The following is a 16,393-nucleotide window of genomic DNA, read 5'->3' as shown; positions in this document are numbered from 1 at the left end:
GGCAAGCCGGGACCAAAAACCATGCGCTTGGGGCTCGAAGCCCTCCAGCGCATCAAATTTGGCGCCTCACTGCGAATGGCCGATGTGTGAATCCGATAGCCGTTCTTGCGGGGTGAGGGGCCGCTGCCGCATCGACGCTGACAACCGGACTCGCGGAGAGTCCCTCTCACCCGGATCAAATCACCCCGAGATCCGTGCGTCCGCGAGCGCCTTCCGGAACAGAGCGTTCATCGCGTCCGAAATGCCCTGGGTGGGGCTAACCTCGAAATAGAATCCTGGCGAAGCGCAGCTCTCCATGTTCTGCGCGATCTCGCTGTTCGGGGACGGCCCCCATGTCCCGGCGTTGAAGGGCGCGATCCAGTCCTTGTACCAGCTGTCAGTAGGAGGCTGATACGTTGTGTACAGCACCGCGACCTTGATACCGCGGTTCTTCAACGTCGTGCACAGCGCGGGATTGATAGGTGACTGACAGCGCGGCGCTATGTTTCCCCAATTCTTATTGTACATCGTCTTCAGGCAAGAGGCATTGCTTTCATCGGCGACGCCGTCCGATACAAAAAACAAATACTTCAGGGGGGCGGAAGATGTGCCGACTCCCGGCGAGGCGATTGCGCTATTGATTGCGGGAAAGATGGCGGTGAAGGGAGTATCCTTATCGGCAGTAAAAGCGTCATTCTGACCGGCGACCGACATCAGGTCGATGTTTCCCGCCGCAGTCTTGGCGGACGTCAGGCTCGACGAGAGCGAAAACAGATTTCTCAATCCGATCGTCGCTGACGCAGCGCCGAAATCGTAGATCGCCATCCTGAACTGGTTCGTGTAGGTCTGCGTGTTCCGGGCTGTGTCCATCAAGTTCGCGCTCGCCTGGCGCACCACGTCGATTCGGGTAGTGATGCCATTTGCTTTGGCAATGTCGTAGTTGCTTGTGCCGGCCTTCTTGGAGGTGTCGTGACACGCGAATGCGCATCCACCGGTCTTTGCCTGCAAATTCGTTATGTCGGTCGGTGTCGCTGCGACACCCATCGACGGAGAATTGTCCAACAGGAGATAGAAGTCGATATAGAGCGGCATGTTGGCCGTGGCCGTGGAAGTGCCCGACATCGCCACCGTGCTCTTGCCGATCACGCCGAGAAACATCGTGTTGATGGTCGCGGAAAAATTGACCGTCGAGGTTACCGTGGAGCCAGTCTTTGAGACGACCGGCGTCACGCTGGTGAGCGTGTATCCGTTCTGATTTGCCCGGTTGGCGTCGAAGATGTTCTTAGCGTCGGTGACTCCGGCCGCAATGGATCCGTCCGCCATCATGGTGCCAGCCGCGAGGTACGCCGGCGAATTCTTGGCAATCGAACCGACGCTGGCGGCGTCCGCCGCAGCCTGCAGCTTGGATCTGATCTGCGTCGCCCGCGAATAGTCGATCCCGCAGCCGACCGCGGTGATCAGCGGGACGCAGGTCAGCGCGAAGATCACTGCGATATTGCCGCGTTGATCGAGACCGAACCGTTGGAGAATTGTGCGAAGCGCGGCACGCATAGGTGGGGATCCCGGAATCTGAGCTTTTCCACTCTAGGAACCGTCGATTAAATATGACTTATGGAGACCTCGGAAACCGGGCCGTAACGGGTTAACGGACCGTTACGGATGATCTTCAGCGAGCGACATTCCAGGCATGGCCGATCTCAAACTGACACTGGTGGTGGCCTGCGCGCTTGTCGATGCCGACAAGCGCGTCCTGATCGCGCAGCGCCCCGAGGGCAAGACGCTGGCCGGCCTCTGGGAATTTCCCGGCGGCAAATGTGAACCCGGCGAGCGGCCGGAGCAGAGCCTGATCCGCGAGCTCCACGAGGAGCTCGGCATCACCGTCGCCGAACCCTGCCTGGCCCCGCTGACCTTTGCGAGCCACGGCTACGAGACCTTTCATCTGTTGATGCCGCTCTTCATCTGCCGGCGCTGGGAAGGCATTGTGACGGCGCGCGAGGGCCAGAATCTCGCCTGGGTTCGCTCCAACAAGTTGCGCGACTATCCCATGCCGCCAGCGGACATTCCGCTGATCCCGCATCTGATTGATCTGCTGATGTGAGGCCGCGCTGGTGCCCCGGACGCAGCGCAGCGCTCCTTCAGCGATGCGCTGCTGAGCCGGGGCCCATGCTTGCCGCAGGGCTGGGTCCCGGCTCTGCGCAGCAGCGTAAGAACGCTGCAGCGCGTCCGGGACACACGTCACTCCTTCCCCGCCTTCTTCACCGCCTCCGCCAGGCTCGCCTTCGCCGACCCCGGCTTCAGCGGCTGCTGCTGGCTCGCATGCGGGGCCCAGCCCGAGAGCCAGATGATGTCGAATGTCGCGCGAATGCGGCCGTCGGCATCGGCAAAGCGTTCGGCATAAATCTCGGCCATCCGCAGCAGCGTCGCGCGCCGCGATAACGTGCGGCGCCGCTCGATCAGCACATTGGCCGCGCCCATGCGGCGGAGATCCTGCATCAGCGCGAATGCATTGGCGTAACGCACCACGACGCGGTCGACATCGGTGACCGGCAGCGCAAAGCCTGCCCGCTGCAACAGCGCGCCGATGTCGCGCAAGTCAGCGAACGGCACCACGCGCGGCGACACGCCGCCTTCGCATTCAGCTTCCGCCGCGGCGAACGCCTGCCGCAGCTCGGTCAGGCTGTCGCCACCGATCATCGCGGCGAGCAGCAGACCATCCGGCTTGAGCGCACGACGGATTTGCGCGAGCACGCCCGGCAGGTCGTTGACGAATTGCAGCGCCAGCGCCGACACGACGAGGTCGAGGCTCTCCGGTGCAAAGGGAAGTGTCTCCATACCCGCTGCGTCGAGCGCGATCCGCTCGACGCAAGGCAGTCGCGAGCGCAACGCCGCAAGTCCCTCGCCGGGCGTCCAGAGATCGGCTCCCGCGTGAAACTCGCGCATCACAGCAGCCAGCCGGTCCGACATGTCCTCGGCGACCCGATCGAGCAGGAAGGTGACCTCGCCCTGCGTCTGCGCGCGCCGCTGCCGCGCATGCAGCAAGGCGCGATCGAACAGAGCGGGCGGGGTCTGGGAGGGCTGAGCCATGCCGCTGGTTACGCCGATCCAAGTCGTTCTGGCAATCGCCTCTGTTCTGTCCCGGACGCGGTGCGGCACGCAGTGACGCTCCGCAGAGCCGGCGCACGAGAGTGCTGCTTGAGCCGACAAGCGCGGAACGCTAGCTTCTCCCCATGGACGCCTCCGCCCCTTCCCGCTCGCTCTCCGGACCCTTGCGGGCCGCATGGACGGCCGGCCGCCATGCCCTGTCGCGTGCGGCGCGGCTCGCGCTCGACATCGCGCTGCCGACCTTGTGTGTGTCCTGCCGCGAGCCAGTCGATGGCGAGGGCGTGTGCGCGGCCTGCTGGGCGCGGCTGTCGTTCATCGAACGGCCCTACTGCCCGCGGCTCGGCATTCCCTTTGTGTATGACCCCGGCCCCGACATGCTGTCGATGGAGGCGATCGCGAGCCCACCGGCCTACCAGCGGGCGCGCGCCGCGGTACGTTATGACGACGTCGCGCGCACCCTGGTGCATGCGCTGAAATACCAGGACCGCACGGATTTGGCGCCCGCCATGGGCCGCTGGATGGCGCGCGCGGGCGGCGAACTGCTCAGCCAAGCCAATATGCTGGTGCCTGTTCCCCTGCATTGGCGAAGGGCCTGGCGCCGCCGCTACAACCAGTCCGGGGCACTGGCGCGGATCGTCGAGAGGCAGAGCGGGGTGAAAGTGAAGGCCGAGATGCTGCGCCGGGTACGCGCCACCGAGCAACAGATCGGCCTGTCGCGGGCCCAGCGCGCCACCAATGTGCAGGGCGCATTCCAGGTATCGCCCGACCGTCAGGCGGAGGTCCAAGGTCGGCGCATTGTCCTCATCGACGACGTCCTGACCTCGGGTGCGACGCTGGATGCCTGCGCGCGGGCCCTGCTCCGCGCCAAGGCGGCCCAAGTGGACGTGCTGGTCTTTGCCCGGGTTGTCGAGAGCCGGTGAAGTCCCATATAATTCAATGAATTCATGACATGAGAGCGCCAGACAACATGACCGCTGCTGTGGAGATCTACACGAGGCCGGGCTGCGGCTATTGTTCCGCCGCCAGGTCGCTGCTGACCCGCAAGAAGGCAACCTTCACGGAGTTCGATATCGCCAAGAACCCGTCCTGGCGCCAAGAGATGTACGATCGCGCCGGCGAGGGTACGACCTTCCCGCAGATCTGGATCGGCGGAACCCATGTTGGGGGCTGCGACGAACTCTATGCGCTCGACCGCGGCGGCAAGCTCGACGGCATGCTTGAAGATGTGAAGGCGGAGTCATGAACGAGATCGGGACCTTCACCGCGGCCATGGTGCAGATGCGCACCGGCCTGATGCCCGAGCCGAGCCTCGCGCAGGCCACCAAACTGATCCGGCAGGCTGCGGCCAATGGCGCCGACTACGTGCAGACGCCCGAAGTCAGCAACATGATGCAGGTCAACCGCAAGGCGCTGTTCGAGCACCTCCAAAGCGAAAACGACGACCACTCGCTGAGGACCTACCGGGCGCTCGCGGCGGAGCTGAAAATCCACATCCATGTCGGCTCGCTGGCGCTGCGCTTCTCAGAGGAGAAAGCGGTCAACCGCTCCTTCCTGATCGGGCCCGAGGGCAGTGTGCTCGCGAGCTACGACAAGATCCACATGTTCGACATCGAGCTGCCGGACGGCGAGAGTTATCGCGAATCCGCCAATTACCAGCCGGGCGAGACCGCCGTGATCTCCGACCTGCCCTGGGGCCGCGTCGGGCTGACGATCTGCTACGACGTGCGCTTCCCCGCGCTCTACCGCGCGCTGGCCGAGAGCGGCGCATACTTCATCACGGTGCCCTCGGCCTTCACCCGCAAGACCGGTGAAGCGCATTGGCACGTGCTGCTGCGTGCACGCGCGATCGAGACCGGCTGTTTCATCTTCGCCGCCGCGCAGGCCGGCCTGCATGAGAACAAGCGCGAGACCTATGGCCATTCGCTGATCATCGATCCCTGGGGCGAGATCCTCGCCGAGGGCGATGTCGAGCCGGGCATCATCATGGCCAGGATCGATCCGGCCAAGGTCGAGACCGCGCGCCGCGCAATCCCCTCGCTCCAGCACGGCCGCCGCTTCGGCGTCGCCGATCCCAAGGCGGGGCCGGACCATCTGCACCTCGTGCGGGGATCGGCATGATCCGCTACGCGCTCCACTGCGACCGAAACCACGACTTCGAAAGTTGGTTCCAGAGCTCGTCGGCATACGATTCGCAGGTGAAGCGCAAGCTCGTGACCTGTCCGATCTGCGGCTCGGCCAGGATCAACAAAGCGATCATGGCGCCTCGCATCGTCGGCAAGAAAGGCCGCGGACCCGCGACGCCGCCCCCGGAGCCCGTGGCTGCGACCACGCCCGAGGCTACACTGTCCGGACCGACCTCGCTGATGATGGCGCAGGAGAAGGAGCTTCGCACCAAGCTCAAAGAGCTGCGCGATCACATCGTGAAAAACGCCGACAATGTCGGCGAGCGTTTTGCGAACGAGGCCCGCGCGATGCATTACGGCGACAAGGAGCACCGTCCGATCTACGGCGAGGCTTCGCCCGACGAAGCCAAGTCGCTGATCGACGAAGGCATCGAGGTGTCGCCGCTGCCGACGCTGCCGGAAGACCGGAACTAAACCGCCACCAGCACCGCCACGCCGACCACGATCAGCCCGATGCCAAGAATCTCGCGTGCCGCGATTGGCTGCTTGAACGAGTAATACGCCACGGCCTGCGCGAACAGCACCTCGATCAGAGCGAGCGTGCGGACGTTGGCGGCGGCCGTCAGCGCGAAGGCGAGGAACCAGAACTGCGAGGCGAACGCGCCCATGAAGCCCGCGAGCAGCGATGGCTTCCACAGCCCCAAAATCGCCTGAAGCACCTTCGGCGCGCGCCAAAGCAGATAGATCGTCAGGATCAGCGTCTGCACGAACAGGCCGAGCACCAGCGTGAACGATGCTGCCGTCACAAAGGATACGCCGGGCACGTTGATGATGGCGCCGCGGAAACCGACCGCTGACAACGCGAACGCCGCCGCGGCGACCAGACCGGTGATGGTCGGCTTGAGTTCGGCAAAACTCTTCTCAGCGCCGGGCCGCAGCGCGGTGACGACGACGCCGATGGTCGCGATCACGATCGCCAGCACCTTGAGCCAAGTCAGGTGATCGCCGAGGAAGACGAAGCCGAAGATCGCCGTCTGGATCGCCTCGGTCTTCAGGTAGGCCGTCGTCACCACGAAGGACCGGTCGTTCATCGCCAGCAACATCAGGCCGGTCGCCACGATCTGGCTGAGCGCGCCGAGCAGCAACCACGGCCAGAACACGGTCGGCGGCATGTCGAGATGATCGCCGGTCGCGACCAGCACCACGGCGAGAAACAGCAGCGAGAACGGGAAGCCGAACAGGAAGCGGATATTGGTCGCGCCCCAGGTCCCCAGCGGCTTCGTCAGCGACCGCTGCATCGCATTGCGCGCGACCTGGCCGAGCGCGGCAATGACGGTGAAGGGAATCCAGAGGCTGGCGATGGTGAACATGGGGAATGGCGAGTGGGTGAGAGAGGAAGTTGAGGCAACGTGCCGCTAGCGCTCAAGCAGGTCAATCACGCGGATGTCATGGGTGCGATGCTTGCGCGGCAAATTCAGTGTCGTCCTGGACAAGCGAAGCGCTGATCCAGGATGACGCCGAATGCTTGGAAGCGGCGTGGCCTCACACCATGCCTTCCGCCACGACCATGTAATTCACGTCGATGTCGGACGAAAGCGTCCATTTGTCGGCGAAGGGGCTGTAGACGACGCCGGTCTGTTCGGTGATGACGAGGCGGTTATCGAGCAGGTATTTCGTCAGCTCGTCGGGAGTGACGAACTTGTTCCACTCATGAGTGCCGCGCGGCAGCCAGCGCAGGACGTATTCGGCTCCGACGATGGCGAGCGCGAAGCTCTTCCAGTTCCTGTTCAGCGTCGAGACCACCATCAACCCGTTCGGCTTCAGCATCGCGGCGCAGCGCTTCAGGAAAACGCCGACATCGACGACGTGCTCGACCACCTCCATCGCCAGCACGATGTCGAATCGCTCGCGCGGGTCGATCTCTTCCACCGTGGTGCAGCGATAGTCGATCGACAGATGCGCCTTGTCGGCGTGCAGCTTCGCGGCGGCGATGTTGCTGACCGACGGATCGACGCCGATGACCTGCGCACCCAGGCGCGACAGCGGCTCGCACAACAGGCCGGCGCCGCAGCCGATGTCGAGCACGCGCAGGCCGCCGAGGCAGTTGAGGCTGCGCAAGTTGCGTTCGAACTTGCGGCAGGCCGCATCGCGGATGTAGCCGAGCCGCAGCGGGTTGATCCGGTGCAGCGGGGCCATCTTGCCGTTGGGGTCCCACCACTCGGCCGAGAGTTTTGAAAATTTCGCGATCTCGGCGGCGTCGACGGTCGAGCCCGGCGGCGGGCTTGCGGTAGCGGAAGTATCTTGCTGCATGCTCATCAGTAAGCGCGGTCCTACCGCGTGGTGATCGAACTACGGAAGGCGAGCGGTGAGGCGATGGTCCGGATGGTTTCGCGACCTTCCCCCACGCCATTGATGGTCACGTCGCCATAGTTGAGAATGCGTCCAAGAATGGTCTGATTCACATCGACGCTCTCGACCTTGTCCAGCGCCATCTCGAAAGTGCGGCGCTTGATGAACCCGGTCTTGTGCACAACTCGCAGGTTAGTGACGTCGGTCTCGGTGGTGAAGCGGTGGAACCAGCCCTTCAAGGTCCAGAACAGCGCCGCCAAGGCGACCACCCCCGAGGCGATGAGACACAGAATCACGAGCCCGTCGACCGCGGTTTGCCGTGACAGGACGAACAGGCCCAAGGCTGCGATCCATGCGAGGATGGCCGGAAAATAGAAGATCCAGTGCGCATTGGTCGAATACAGCACCCGCTCGCCCGGTTGCAGGATCTCATCGATATAGCGCGCCATAACCTCGATTAACCCATTGCCCGGATTGGCCCCGCAGGAACCCGCTTGCCCCCGGCCCCGCCCCTCTGTATACGCGCGGTCGGTATCGCAGGCACCCGTCCAGCGCGGGTCACCATACTTATCCTTATGAGGGAATGCACGCGTCGTCATGAGCCGCCTCGTGATGAAATTCGGCGGCACATCCGTCGCCAGCATCGAACGTATCCGCAACGTCGCACGCCATGTGAAGCGTGAGGTCGACGCCGGCCATGAAGTGGCAGTGGTCGTCTCGGCGATGTCCGGTAAAACCAACGAGTTGGTGGCCTGGTGCACCGAGGCCTCGCCGATGCACGACGCGCGCGAATACGACGCCGTGGTCGCCTCGGGCGAACAGGTGACGTCCGGCCTGCTTGCCATCGCGCTTCAGGGCATGGGTATCCAGGCCCGCTCCTGGCAGGGCTGGCAGATCCCGATCAAGACCAGCGACGCCCATGCCTCGGCCCGGATCGAGGATATCGACGGCAACGAGATCATCAAGCGCTTCAGGGAGCGCAAGGAGGTCGCCGTAATCGCCGGCTTCCAGGGCATCAACCCCGAGACCAATCGCATCACCACGCTCGGCCGCGGCGGCTCCGACACCTCGGCTGTGGCGATCGCCGCCGCCGTCAAGGCGGACCGCTGCGACATCTATACCGACGTCGATGGTGTCTACACCACCGATCCGCGAATCGTGCCGAAGGCGCGCCGGCTCGACAAGATCGCGTTCGAAGACATGCTGGAACTGGCCTCCCAGGGCGCAAAAGTGCTCCAGGTCCGCTCGGTGGAACTCGGCATGGTCCACAACATGCCGATTTTCGTCCGATCGAGCTTCGACAAGCCCGAGGATATCGACCCGCATGCCAACCAGCCGCCCGGCACGCTGATCTGCAGCGAGGAGGAGATCATGGAAAGCCACGTCGTCACCGGCATCGCCTTTTCGAAGGACGAGGCCCAGATCTCGGTACGCCAGATCGAAGACAAGCCCGGCGTTGCGGCGTCGATCTTCGGCCCGCTCGCGGATGCCAACATCAACGTCGACATGATCGTGCAGAACGTCTCCGAGGACGGCAAGACCACCGACCTCACCTTCACGGTCCCGGCTGCCGACTACACAAGGGCCAAGGAGACGATCACCGCGGCCAAGAGCCAGATCAATTATGCCCGGCTCGACACCGCCACCGACGTCGCCAAGATCTCGGTGATCGGCAGCGGCATGCGCAGCCATGCCGGCGTCGCCGCCCAGGCATTTTCGGCCCTCGCCGGACGGAATATCAACATCCGGGCCATTACAACCTCCGAGATTAAATTCTCCGTCCTGATCGATACCGCCTATACCGAGCTTGCGGTGCGGACCCTGCACACGCTCTACGGTCTCGATCAGACATAGGCTAATTTTCTCTTAGCGGTCGCAGCAAACGCGAAGGTGTACACACCTTCGCGTTTGGCAGGCGTTTTGCTTGGCAAAACAAGCCCTAATTCGCTATACGGCGAAGAGGGTGGGCTGCCGCAAACTGTGCCCCAGTTGAGGCGGTGCTGATTCGGCTCAGGTGACGGCTCCAGCGGATCGGCTGGGCCGGCGCCGGACGAGCAAATTCGTTGTTTTTCTGGATTTCTGGGCGAGCCGCCGCGGGCCCTTCGGCCCCGGCAGACGGTGGAGGGTTGACGGCACATGCGGAGCGCGTCGGGAGGTCCCCGCGTCTTGTTGAGACGGCTCCGCGAAACCATGGCGGAGCAGGTCTCGGCCCAGGAGCGGCTGGACAAGATCGTGGTGCTGATCGCCGCCAATATGGTGGCCGAGGTGTGCTCGGTCTATGTGCTGCGCGTCGACAACACGCTCGAGCTCTATGCCACTGAAGGCCTCAACCGCGAGGCGGTGCACCACACCGTGCTGACGGCCCATGAGGGCCTGGTCGGGCTCGTCGCCAGCGAGGCGACCCCGCTCAATCTGAACGACGCACAGAGCCACCCGGCGTTCTCGTTCCGCCCCGAGACCGGCGAAGAAATCTATCACTCCTTCCTCGGCGTGCCGGTCCTGCGCGCCGGCAACACGCTCGGCGTGCTGGTGGTGCAGAACCGCGCCAAGCGCAATTATGTCGAGGAGGAGCTCGAGGCGCTCCAGACCACCGCGATGGTGCTGGCGGAGCTGATCGCCTCCGGCGAGCTGTCCGCGCTGGCCCAGCCCGGCCAGGAGCCCGCCGCGCGCCATTCGGCGCAGAAGGTCGGCGCCATCCTGTCGGAAGGCATCGCGCTCGGCCACGTCGTGCTGCACGAGCCGCGCGTCGTCATCAAGGACTACATCGCCGAGGACCTGCCCAAGGAGATCAAACGGCTCGACACCGCGCTCGCTAAGCTGCGCGCCGACCTCGATCGCATGCTGGAGCGCGGCGACGTCGCCGAGGGCGGCGAGCATCGCGAGGTGCTGGAAGCTTACCGCATGTTCGCCAACGACCAGGGCTGGTCGCACAAGCTGCACGAGGCGGTCGCCACCGGCCTCACGGCGGAAGCCGCCGTCGAGCGCGTGCAGTCCGACACCCGCGCGCGCATGCTGCGCTCGACCGATCCCTATTTGCGCGACCGGCTGCATGATCTCGAGGATCTCGGCTATCGCCTGATGCGGCAGCTGGTCGGCCAGGATCACGCGCCTTCACGTGAACAATTGCCCGACAACGCCATCGTCATCGCGCGCGCGATGGGCCCGGCGGCGCTGCTCGACTACGACCGCAAGCGCCTGCGCGGCATCGTGCTGGAGGAAGGCACCGCCAATTCCCACGTCTCGATCGTGGCGCGTGCGCTCGGCATTCCCGCGGTCGGCGAAGTGCCGAACGCACCTGGTATCGCCGATCCCGGCGACGCCATCATCGTCGACGGCACTTCCGGCTCGATCTATGTCCGTCCGTCGCAGGAGGTCGAGGCCGCCTTCGCCGAGCGCGTGCGCTTCCGCGCCCGCCGCCAGGCGCAATATCTGGCGCTGCGCGACCTGCCCTGCGTCACCAAAGACGGCCAGAAGGTCGAGCTGATGATCAATGCGGGTCTCGCCATCGACCTGCCGCATATCGAGGACACCGGCAGCGCCGGCATCGGCCTGTTCCGCACCGAGCTGCAATTCATGGTCGGCCAGAGCCTGCCGCGCACCAGCGACCAACTCGCGCTCTATCGTACCGTGCTGGATGCCGCCGGCACCAAACCCGTCACGTTCCGCACCCTCGACATCGGCGGCGACAAGGCGCTGCCTTATATGGAAGCGGTGATCGAGGAGAATCCCGCGCTCGGGTGGCGCGCGATCCGGCTCGGGCTCGACCGTCCCGGCCTGTTGCGCGGCCAGATCCGCGCGCTGCTGCGCGCCGGCGGCGGCCGTGCGCTGCGCATCATGTTCCCGATGATCTCGGAGGTCGGCGAATTCGATTCGGCGAAGGCGCTGGTCGAACGCGAGCTGACCTATCTGCGCCAGCATGGCCACACCCTGCCGGAGCGGATCGACATCGGCACCATGGTCGAGGTGCCGGCGCTGCTCTATCAGCTCGACGAGCTTCTGAAGAAGGTCGACTTCATTTCGGTCGGCTCCAACGATCTGTTCCAGTTCCTGTTCGCGGTCGACCGCGGCAACGCAAAGGTCGCCGGGCGCTTCGACACCATGTCGGCGCCGATCCTGCGTGCGTTGCGCGACATCGCGCGCAAGTCGCAAGCGGCAAAGAAATCGCTGTCGCTCTGCGGCGAGATGGCGTCGAAGCCGATCGGCGCGCTGGCGCTGATCGCGATGGGCTACCGCTCGCTATCGCTTTCGGCGACCGCGCTTGGCCCGGTCAAGGCGATGGTGATCGATCTCGACGCCAAGAAGGCCGAAGCGATGCTCGGCCCCTTGCTGGACGCCCCCGCCGGGAGCGTCTCGATCCGGCAGAAGCTGACGGAGTTTGCCGAGGCCGAAGGCCTGGCGTTGTAGCGGGCCTGTCGCCCCTTCCTGCCGCCTCGCCCTTTTCCGCATCTTGAGACTGAACCGATGTCGTCACTGCCCGAAGCCAAACTGGACGTCCTGCTCGCGCATCACGCCTCGCTCGAGGCCGAATCGCTCGGTCAGCTCGCCTCCGAACGCTATGTGCAGATCACGCGTGAACTCGCCGAGCTCACGCCACTGATCGAAGCGGTCAAGGCCTATCGTTCGGCCGTCAAGGAGCTCGCCGACACCGAGGCACTGATCGCCGATCCCGCGACCGATCCCGAGATGCGCGGCATGGCGGAAGCCGAGCGCGGTGAGTTGACGCCAAAGATCGAGGACCTGGTCCAGAATATCCGCCTCGCTCTGCTGCCCAAGGACGCCATGGACGACCGCAACGTGGTGCTGGAAATCCGCGCCGGCACCGGCGGCGACGAGGCCTCGCTGTTCGCCGGCGATCTGTTCCGGATGTACGAGCGGTTCGCGAGCCTTCAGGGCTGGAAGGTCGAGGTGATCTCGGCGAGCGAAGGCAGCGTCGGCGGCTACAAGGAAATCATCGCCGAGGTGCAGGGCCGCGGCGCGTTCTCGAAGCTGAAATTCGAATCCGGCGTACATCGCGTGCAGCGCGTGCCCGACACCGAGACGCAGGGGCGCATTCACACATCCGCCGCGACCGTCGCCGTGATGCCGGAGGTCGAGGAGGTCGACATCGACATCAAGAACGACGATTTGCGCATCGAGACCATGCGCGCGGGAGGCGCCGGCGGCCAGCACGTCAACAAGACGGAATCGGCGATCCGCATCACCCACATCCCGACCGGCATCGTCGTGATGATGCAGGACAGCCGCTCGCAGCACAAGAATCGCGCCTCCGCCATGAACATCCTGCGCTCGCGCATCTACGACGCCGAGCAGCAGCGCGTCGATGCCGCCCGCTCGGCCGAGCGCAAGGAGAAGGTCGGGTCCGGAGATCGCAGCGAGCGCATTCGCACCTACAATTTTCCGCAAGGACGCGTCACCGATCACCGCATCAATTTGACGCTGTACAAGCTGCCGCAGGTGATTGCCGGAGAAGCGATCGGGGAACTGATCGACGCACTGACCACCGAGCACCAGGCCGCGCAGCTCGCCGCCCAAGGCGCGGCGGCGTGACCGGCGCCGCGGCCTGATCGGCCGAAGTCCCCCGCTCAGGACTGGCTCGATTGCCGGAATGATTTCAACAAGCGACTCAACGCCGGGCTCGCGGCGCGACGGAGCTCCTCGAGATTTTTCCTTGAGAGCGCCTGGAGCTTCTGCTCGCCTTTCCTCGTCAGCCTGAGATGAACACGCCTGGCGTCCTCGGGGTCAGTGACCCGGCCGACCAGTCCCAGCTTCGCCATGCGGTTGATCAGCTCGCCGGCCGAGTGGTGTCGTATCAGCAGAAATCGCGCGACGTCACCGACGGTCGCGGGACCCGGACGGACAAAGCCCTTGATACCAAGCAGCGCCTGATGCTGCTGCGGCGTCAATCCCTGCAGGTGTGCGGCCGCCTCACTGAACGCCAGGAAACTCCGGATTTGATAGCGGAACTGCGCAAGCGCCGCGTAGTCGGCCTCACGCATCGCGCCGCCCTTTGTGGACACAGCACGCGCCGGGCGTGTCGTCTGCCGCTTCGATGGAGCCATATCCTGCCTGCGACGTCGAGCCGGCCGATAGAACGAGCGGCCTCACCGAGACTAGCAAGGACGGCCAGGCGGAACCAACCGACCGGCGCCGCGAATACACAAATATCGCCGCCCTATTCGAAGTTGGACAGCAGGATCTTCACCAGGATGACCTGAAACGCAATCGGGATGCGGACGCTCTTTCGCCGGATCGAGCGCTGGAGCGCGCTGGCAATCTCGGCGCTGGTCAAGGCACCGACGGATGCATTGGTAATCAACTCCGCCCACATCTGCGACAACGAGCCGCCGTGCGGGATCACCGGCTTGATGGTCACGCCACAGCCCTGCGCCCAGTCGACGATCTCCCGCATCGTGTGAGGACCGCAATTGCGCGCGGTCGCGAGGCGTTCAGCCGTCAGCGCGCGCAGCAGTTCGCGCGAGGGCGACCAATTCCCCTTCGGCGGCTGCTCGGCAGTGAGCTCGACCGCGAGCTCCTTGAGAACGTTCTGGGCACGCACGCTCAGCTTCTTCATCGGGCCAGGTACGCGCTTCGCCTGAACGGGGCCGACGATGGGCCCGCGCCGGCGCGGATCGGGCAGGCGCGAGGCATCGCCGGACTGCGGTGTCGCCCGCTGGCCGTTGACCTCTTCCGCCGGCCACGCCGCCTCCGGCCGCTCCGCTCCTTGCGGCCAGGACTGTCGCTTCCGGGCACCTGTCACTGTCGTCTGCCGCGCCATTTCTCTCGTCGAACCCGCCAGTCTCGTACTCACAAAGACTAATATATATCGTGATCCGATATGTTTTCACGAGATAATTTTCGTTATTCGACCAAAGACGAAATTGACAGAAGGCGTTCACAAGCAATGTCTACGTCCAAGAGCTACACGCGGACGTGACGTGCCCGGCGCAGCAGGCCAGCGAGGTCGGCGGCGCCGGACAGGTCGTGTTCGCGCCTGCAAACAAGAACAAATGTTCGGAGGAAACAATCATGACTGACAATCTCATCCGCCGCGGCCTCTCGCGCCGTGGCCTGCTTCAGACCACCGCGGGTCTCATCGGCGGCGCGGTTCTGCCCGGGATGCCGGCGTTTGCCGAGGACAAGCCGGCGATCGGGTCCTACCCCGCGGGGGTCTCGGGTTCCACCGCCTTCATCGGCATCTCGGTGCCGCGCACCGGCACCTACGCCGTGCAGGGCGAGGACGAACTCAAGGGCTATCAGCTCGCGATCGAGCACATCAACAGCGGCCATGATCTGATCAAGAAGATATCGCCCAAGACCAGCAAGGGCGTGCTCGGCAAAGAGCTGAAGTTCGGCGTCGCCGATTCCGCGGCCAAGCCGAACGAGGCGGTACAGGCGCAGCAGCGCTTCATCAGCGAGAACAAGGCGATCATGATCACAGGCGGCACGTCCAGCGCCGTCGCGGTCGCGCTCAACAAGCTCGCCCAGCGTGAGCACGTGCTGTTCGTGTGCGGCATTTCCGGCTCGAACGACACCACCGGCAAGGATTGCGTTCGCTACGGCTTCCGCCAGAACTTCTTCGGCCAGACCGCAGCTGCGGCGATCGGCCCGGTGATGGTACGGGAGTTCGGCAAGGGCAAGAAGGCGGCGTATCTGACGCCTGACTACACCTACGGCCACACCGTCACCAAATCCATGCAGGACTTCCTCGCGACCGCGGGCTGGACCACCGTGACCAACCAGGTCGCGCCGCTCGGCGCGCCTGATTATTCCTCCTATCTGCTCAACGTCGCGAACTCCGGCGCCGACGTCCTGATCAACGTCAACTGGGGCCACGACGCCGTGCTGTCGACCCAGCAAGCCAAGCAGTTCGGCGTGCTCGACAAGATGAAGCTGGTCGTTCCCTACCAGGTGCCTTTCATCGCGCGCGAAACCGGCGGCCTGATGCAGGGCGTCTACGCCGCCACCGACTATTGGTGGACGATCGAGGACAAGTTCCCGCTGGCCAAGATGTTCAACGAAGCCTTCGAGAAGAAGTACGGCTACAAGCCGGAATGGGGCGCGGAGAACGCCTATGTCAGCTTCGCGCATTGGGCCCACATGTGCGAGCAGGCCGGCAGCTTCAGCCCGCCCGACGTGATCAAGGCCTACGAGAAGGGCGAAACCATCCCCTCGCTGGTTGGCGACGTGCATTACCGCCCCGAAGATCACCAATGTGTCCGCCCCGTGATCATCGTCAAGGGCAAGCAGCAGAAGGACATGAAGAACAAGGAAGACTGGTACGACGTCGTCGAAATCGTCCCGGGCGAAGGCCTGATGCAGAAGCCGGACGCGTTCGGGTGCCATCTCGGCGACTACACCTGAGCCCGCACTAACCCCTGTGACGCCGCGGGCTGCACTCTGGACCTGCGGCGTCACCTTTTTTGATGCGCCCCTTCGCGTGTTACAATAGCGATCGTTGCATGATTAATTGGCCCAATCTCGTTTCGCAGCTTTTCAACGGGCTCGCGCTCGGCGCCCTGCTCGCGCTGATCAGCTCCGGCCTGACCATCATCTACGGCACGCTCGGCGTGCTCAACCTCGCGCATGGCGCGATGTTCATGATCGGCGGCTATGCCGGCTTCGTCGCCTACCAGTACACGGAGTCGTTCATTCTCGCCGTCATCGCGGGCTCACTGTTCGTGATGCTGCTCGGCGTCCTCATGGAACGCGTCATCATCCGCCATTTCTATCACCGCCCCCATGAGGATCAGCTGCTCGTGACCTTCGGGCTCGGCATCTGCTTCGTCGAGCTGGTGCGCCTGATCTTCTCGAGCCAGTCGCAGCTGGTGCCGCCGCCGGCG

17 protein-coding genes are annotated in these 16,393 nt (G+C 64.4%); 10 read left to right on the top strand and 7 right to left on the bottom strand.

Going from position 1 to position 16,393, the window contains the following annotated elements:
• Positions 1–180: 180 nt before the first annotated feature.
• The gene (locus tag IVA74_RS38745) at positions 181–1,530 is read right to left on the bottom strand and encodes a TadE/TadG family type IV pilus assembly protein (protein WP_247353126.1); all 1,350 of its coding nucleotides are present in this window, start codon (positions 1,528–1,530) and stop codon (positions 181–183) included.
• Positions 1,531–1,666: 136 nt separating this feature from the next.
• On the opposite strand from IVA74_RS38745, the gene IVA74_RS38740 reads away from it, so the two are divergent.
• On the top strand, positions 1,667–2,077 hold the full coding sequence (locus IVA74_RS38740; protein ID WP_247353124.1) for a (deoxy)nucleoside triphosphate pyrophosphohydrolase: 411 nt from the start codon (positions 1,667–1,669) through the stop codon (positions 2,075–2,077).
• A 137-nt stretch (positions 2,078–2,214) separates the two neighbouring features.
• Here IVA74_RS38740 and IVA74_RS38735 read toward each other — a convergent pair whose 3' ends face one another.
• Positions 2,215–3,063, bottom strand: a complete 849-nt coding sequence (locus IVA74_RS38735) for a methyltransferase domain-containing protein (RefSeq protein ID WP_247353122.1) — start codon at positions 3,061–3,063, stop codon at positions 2,215–2,217.
• Between the two features lie 143 nt (positions 3,064–3,206).
• On the opposite strand from IVA74_RS38735, the gene IVA74_RS38730 reads away from it, so the two are divergent.
• From IVA74_RS38730 to IVA74_RS38715, 4 genes are read left to right on the top strand one after another with little or no spacing between them, the layout of a single operon-like run.
• A complete protein-coding gene (locus IVA74_RS38730; protein ID WP_247353121.1) occupies positions 3,207–4,001 on the top strand; it encodes a ComF family protein in 795 nt (264 codons plus the stop codon).
• Positions 4,002–4,048: 47 nt separating this feature from the next.
• Positions 4,049–4,324 (top strand): glutaredoxin 3, encoded by a 276-nt coding sequence (gene grxC, locus IVA74_RS38725; protein ID WP_247353119.1) that lies wholly within the window; start codon positions 4,049–4,051, stop codon positions 4,322–4,324.
• Entirely contained in the window at positions 4,321–5,199 is an 879-nt protein-coding gene (locus tag IVA74_RS38720) for a carbon-nitrogen hydrolase family protein (RefSeq protein ID WP_247353118.1), read from the top strand. The genes grxC and IVA74_RS38720 overlap by 4 nt, the downstream gene beginning before the upstream one ends.
• A complete protein-coding gene (locus tag IVA74_RS38715) occupies positions 5,196–5,678 on the top strand; it encodes a DUF1178 family protein (protein WP_247353116.1) in 483 nt (160 codons plus the stop codon). Before IVA74_RS38720 ends, IVA74_RS38715 begins: the two co-directional genes overlap by 4 nt.
• Here IVA74_RS38715 and IVA74_RS38710 read toward each other — a convergent pair.
• From IVA74_RS38710 to IVA74_RS38700, 3 genes are all read right to left on the bottom strand, one after another.
• Positions 5,675–6,574 carry an EamA family transporter gene (locus IVA74_RS38710; RefSeq protein WP_247353114.1) on the bottom strand — a complete coding sequence of 300 codons (900 nt, stop codon included), beginning with the start codon at positions 6,572–6,574 and terminating at the stop codon, positions 5,675–5,677. The two genes, IVA74_RS38715 and IVA74_RS38710, sit on opposite strands and share 4 nt — an antisense overlap.
• A 172-nt stretch (positions 6,575–6,746) precedes the next feature.
• A complete protein-coding gene (gene ubiG, locus IVA74_RS38705) occupies positions 6,747–7,520 on the bottom strand; it encodes a bifunctional 2-polyprenyl-6-hydroxyphenol methylase/3-demethylubiquinol 3-O-methyltransferase UbiG (RefSeq protein WP_247353113.1) in 774 nt (257 codons plus the stop codon).
• A gap of 14 nt (positions 7,521–7,534) precedes the next feature.
• The gene (locus IVA74_RS38700; RefSeq protein ID WP_247353127.1) at positions 7,535–8,002 is read right to left on the bottom strand and encodes a PH domain-containing protein; all 468 of its coding nucleotides are present in this window, start codon (positions 8,000–8,002) and stop codon (positions 7,535–7,537) included.
• Positions 8,003–8,150: 148 nt separating this feature from the next.
• Here IVA74_RS38700 and IVA74_RS38695 point away from each other — a divergent pair, with 148 nt between their 5' ends.
• The 3 genes from IVA74_RS38695 to prfA all read left to right on the top strand — a co-directional run bounded on the left by IVA74_RS38695 (position 8,151) and on the right by prfA (position 13,100).
• A complete protein-coding gene (locus IVA74_RS38695) occupies positions 8,151–9,407 on the top strand; it encodes an aspartate kinase (protein WP_247353112.1) in 1,257 nt (418 codons plus the stop codon).
• A gap of 282 nt (positions 9,408–9,689) precedes the next feature.
• Complete coding sequence (gene ptsP / locus IVA74_RS38690) at positions 9,690–11,957, top strand: phosphoenolpyruvate--protein phosphotransferase (RefSeq protein ID WP_247353110.1); 2,268 nt, start codon at positions 9,690–9,692, stop codon at positions 11,955–11,957.
• Positions 11,958–12,014: 57 nt separating this feature from the next.
• On the top strand, positions 12,015–13,100 hold the full coding sequence (gene prfA, locus IVA74_RS38685) for a peptide chain release factor 1 (protein ID WP_247353109.1): 1,086 nt from the start codon (positions 12,015–12,017) through the stop codon (positions 13,098–13,100).
• A 35-nt stretch (positions 13,101–13,135) separates the two neighbouring features.
• Here prfA and IVA74_RS38680 read toward each other — a convergent pair whose 3' ends face one another.
• Both IVA74_RS38680 and IVA74_RS38675 read right to left on the bottom strand, forming a co-directional pair.
• Entirely contained in the window at positions 13,136–13,612 is a 477-nt protein-coding gene (locus IVA74_RS38680; protein ID WP_247353107.1) for a MarR family transcriptional regulator, read from the bottom strand.
• Between the two features lie 113 nt (positions 13,613–13,725).
• A complete protein-coding gene (locus IVA74_RS38675) occupies positions 13,726–14,310 on the bottom strand; it encodes a hypothetical protein (RefSeq protein ID WP_247353106.1) in 585 nt (194 codons plus the stop codon).
• A 269-nt stretch (positions 14,311–14,579) separates the two neighbouring features.
• Here IVA74_RS38675 and IVA74_RS38670 point away from each other — a divergent pair, with 269 nt between their 5' ends.
• Positions 14,580–15,914, top strand: coding sequence for a substrate-binding protein (locus IVA74_RS38670; protein ID WP_247353105.1), 1,335 nt, complete (start codon positions 14,580–14,582; stop codon positions 15,912–15,914).
• Between the two features lie 98 nt (positions 15,915–16,012).
• Positions 16,013–16,393, top strand: a 381-nt coding sequence (locus IVA74_RS38665) for a branched-chain amino acid ABC transporter permease (RefSeq protein WP_247353103.1), incomplete at its 3' end; no start/stop codon positions are given.

The sequence above is a fragment of the Bradyrhizobium sp. 132 genome, from assembly GCF_023074185.1.
Taxonomy (GTDB): domain Bacteria; phylum Pseudomonadota; class Alphaproteobacteria; order Rhizobiales; family Xanthobacteraceae; genus Bradyrhizobium.
The sequence above is the reverse complement of the archived record's forward strand: the minus strand, read 5'-3'. Positions and strand labels throughout refer to the sequence as shown.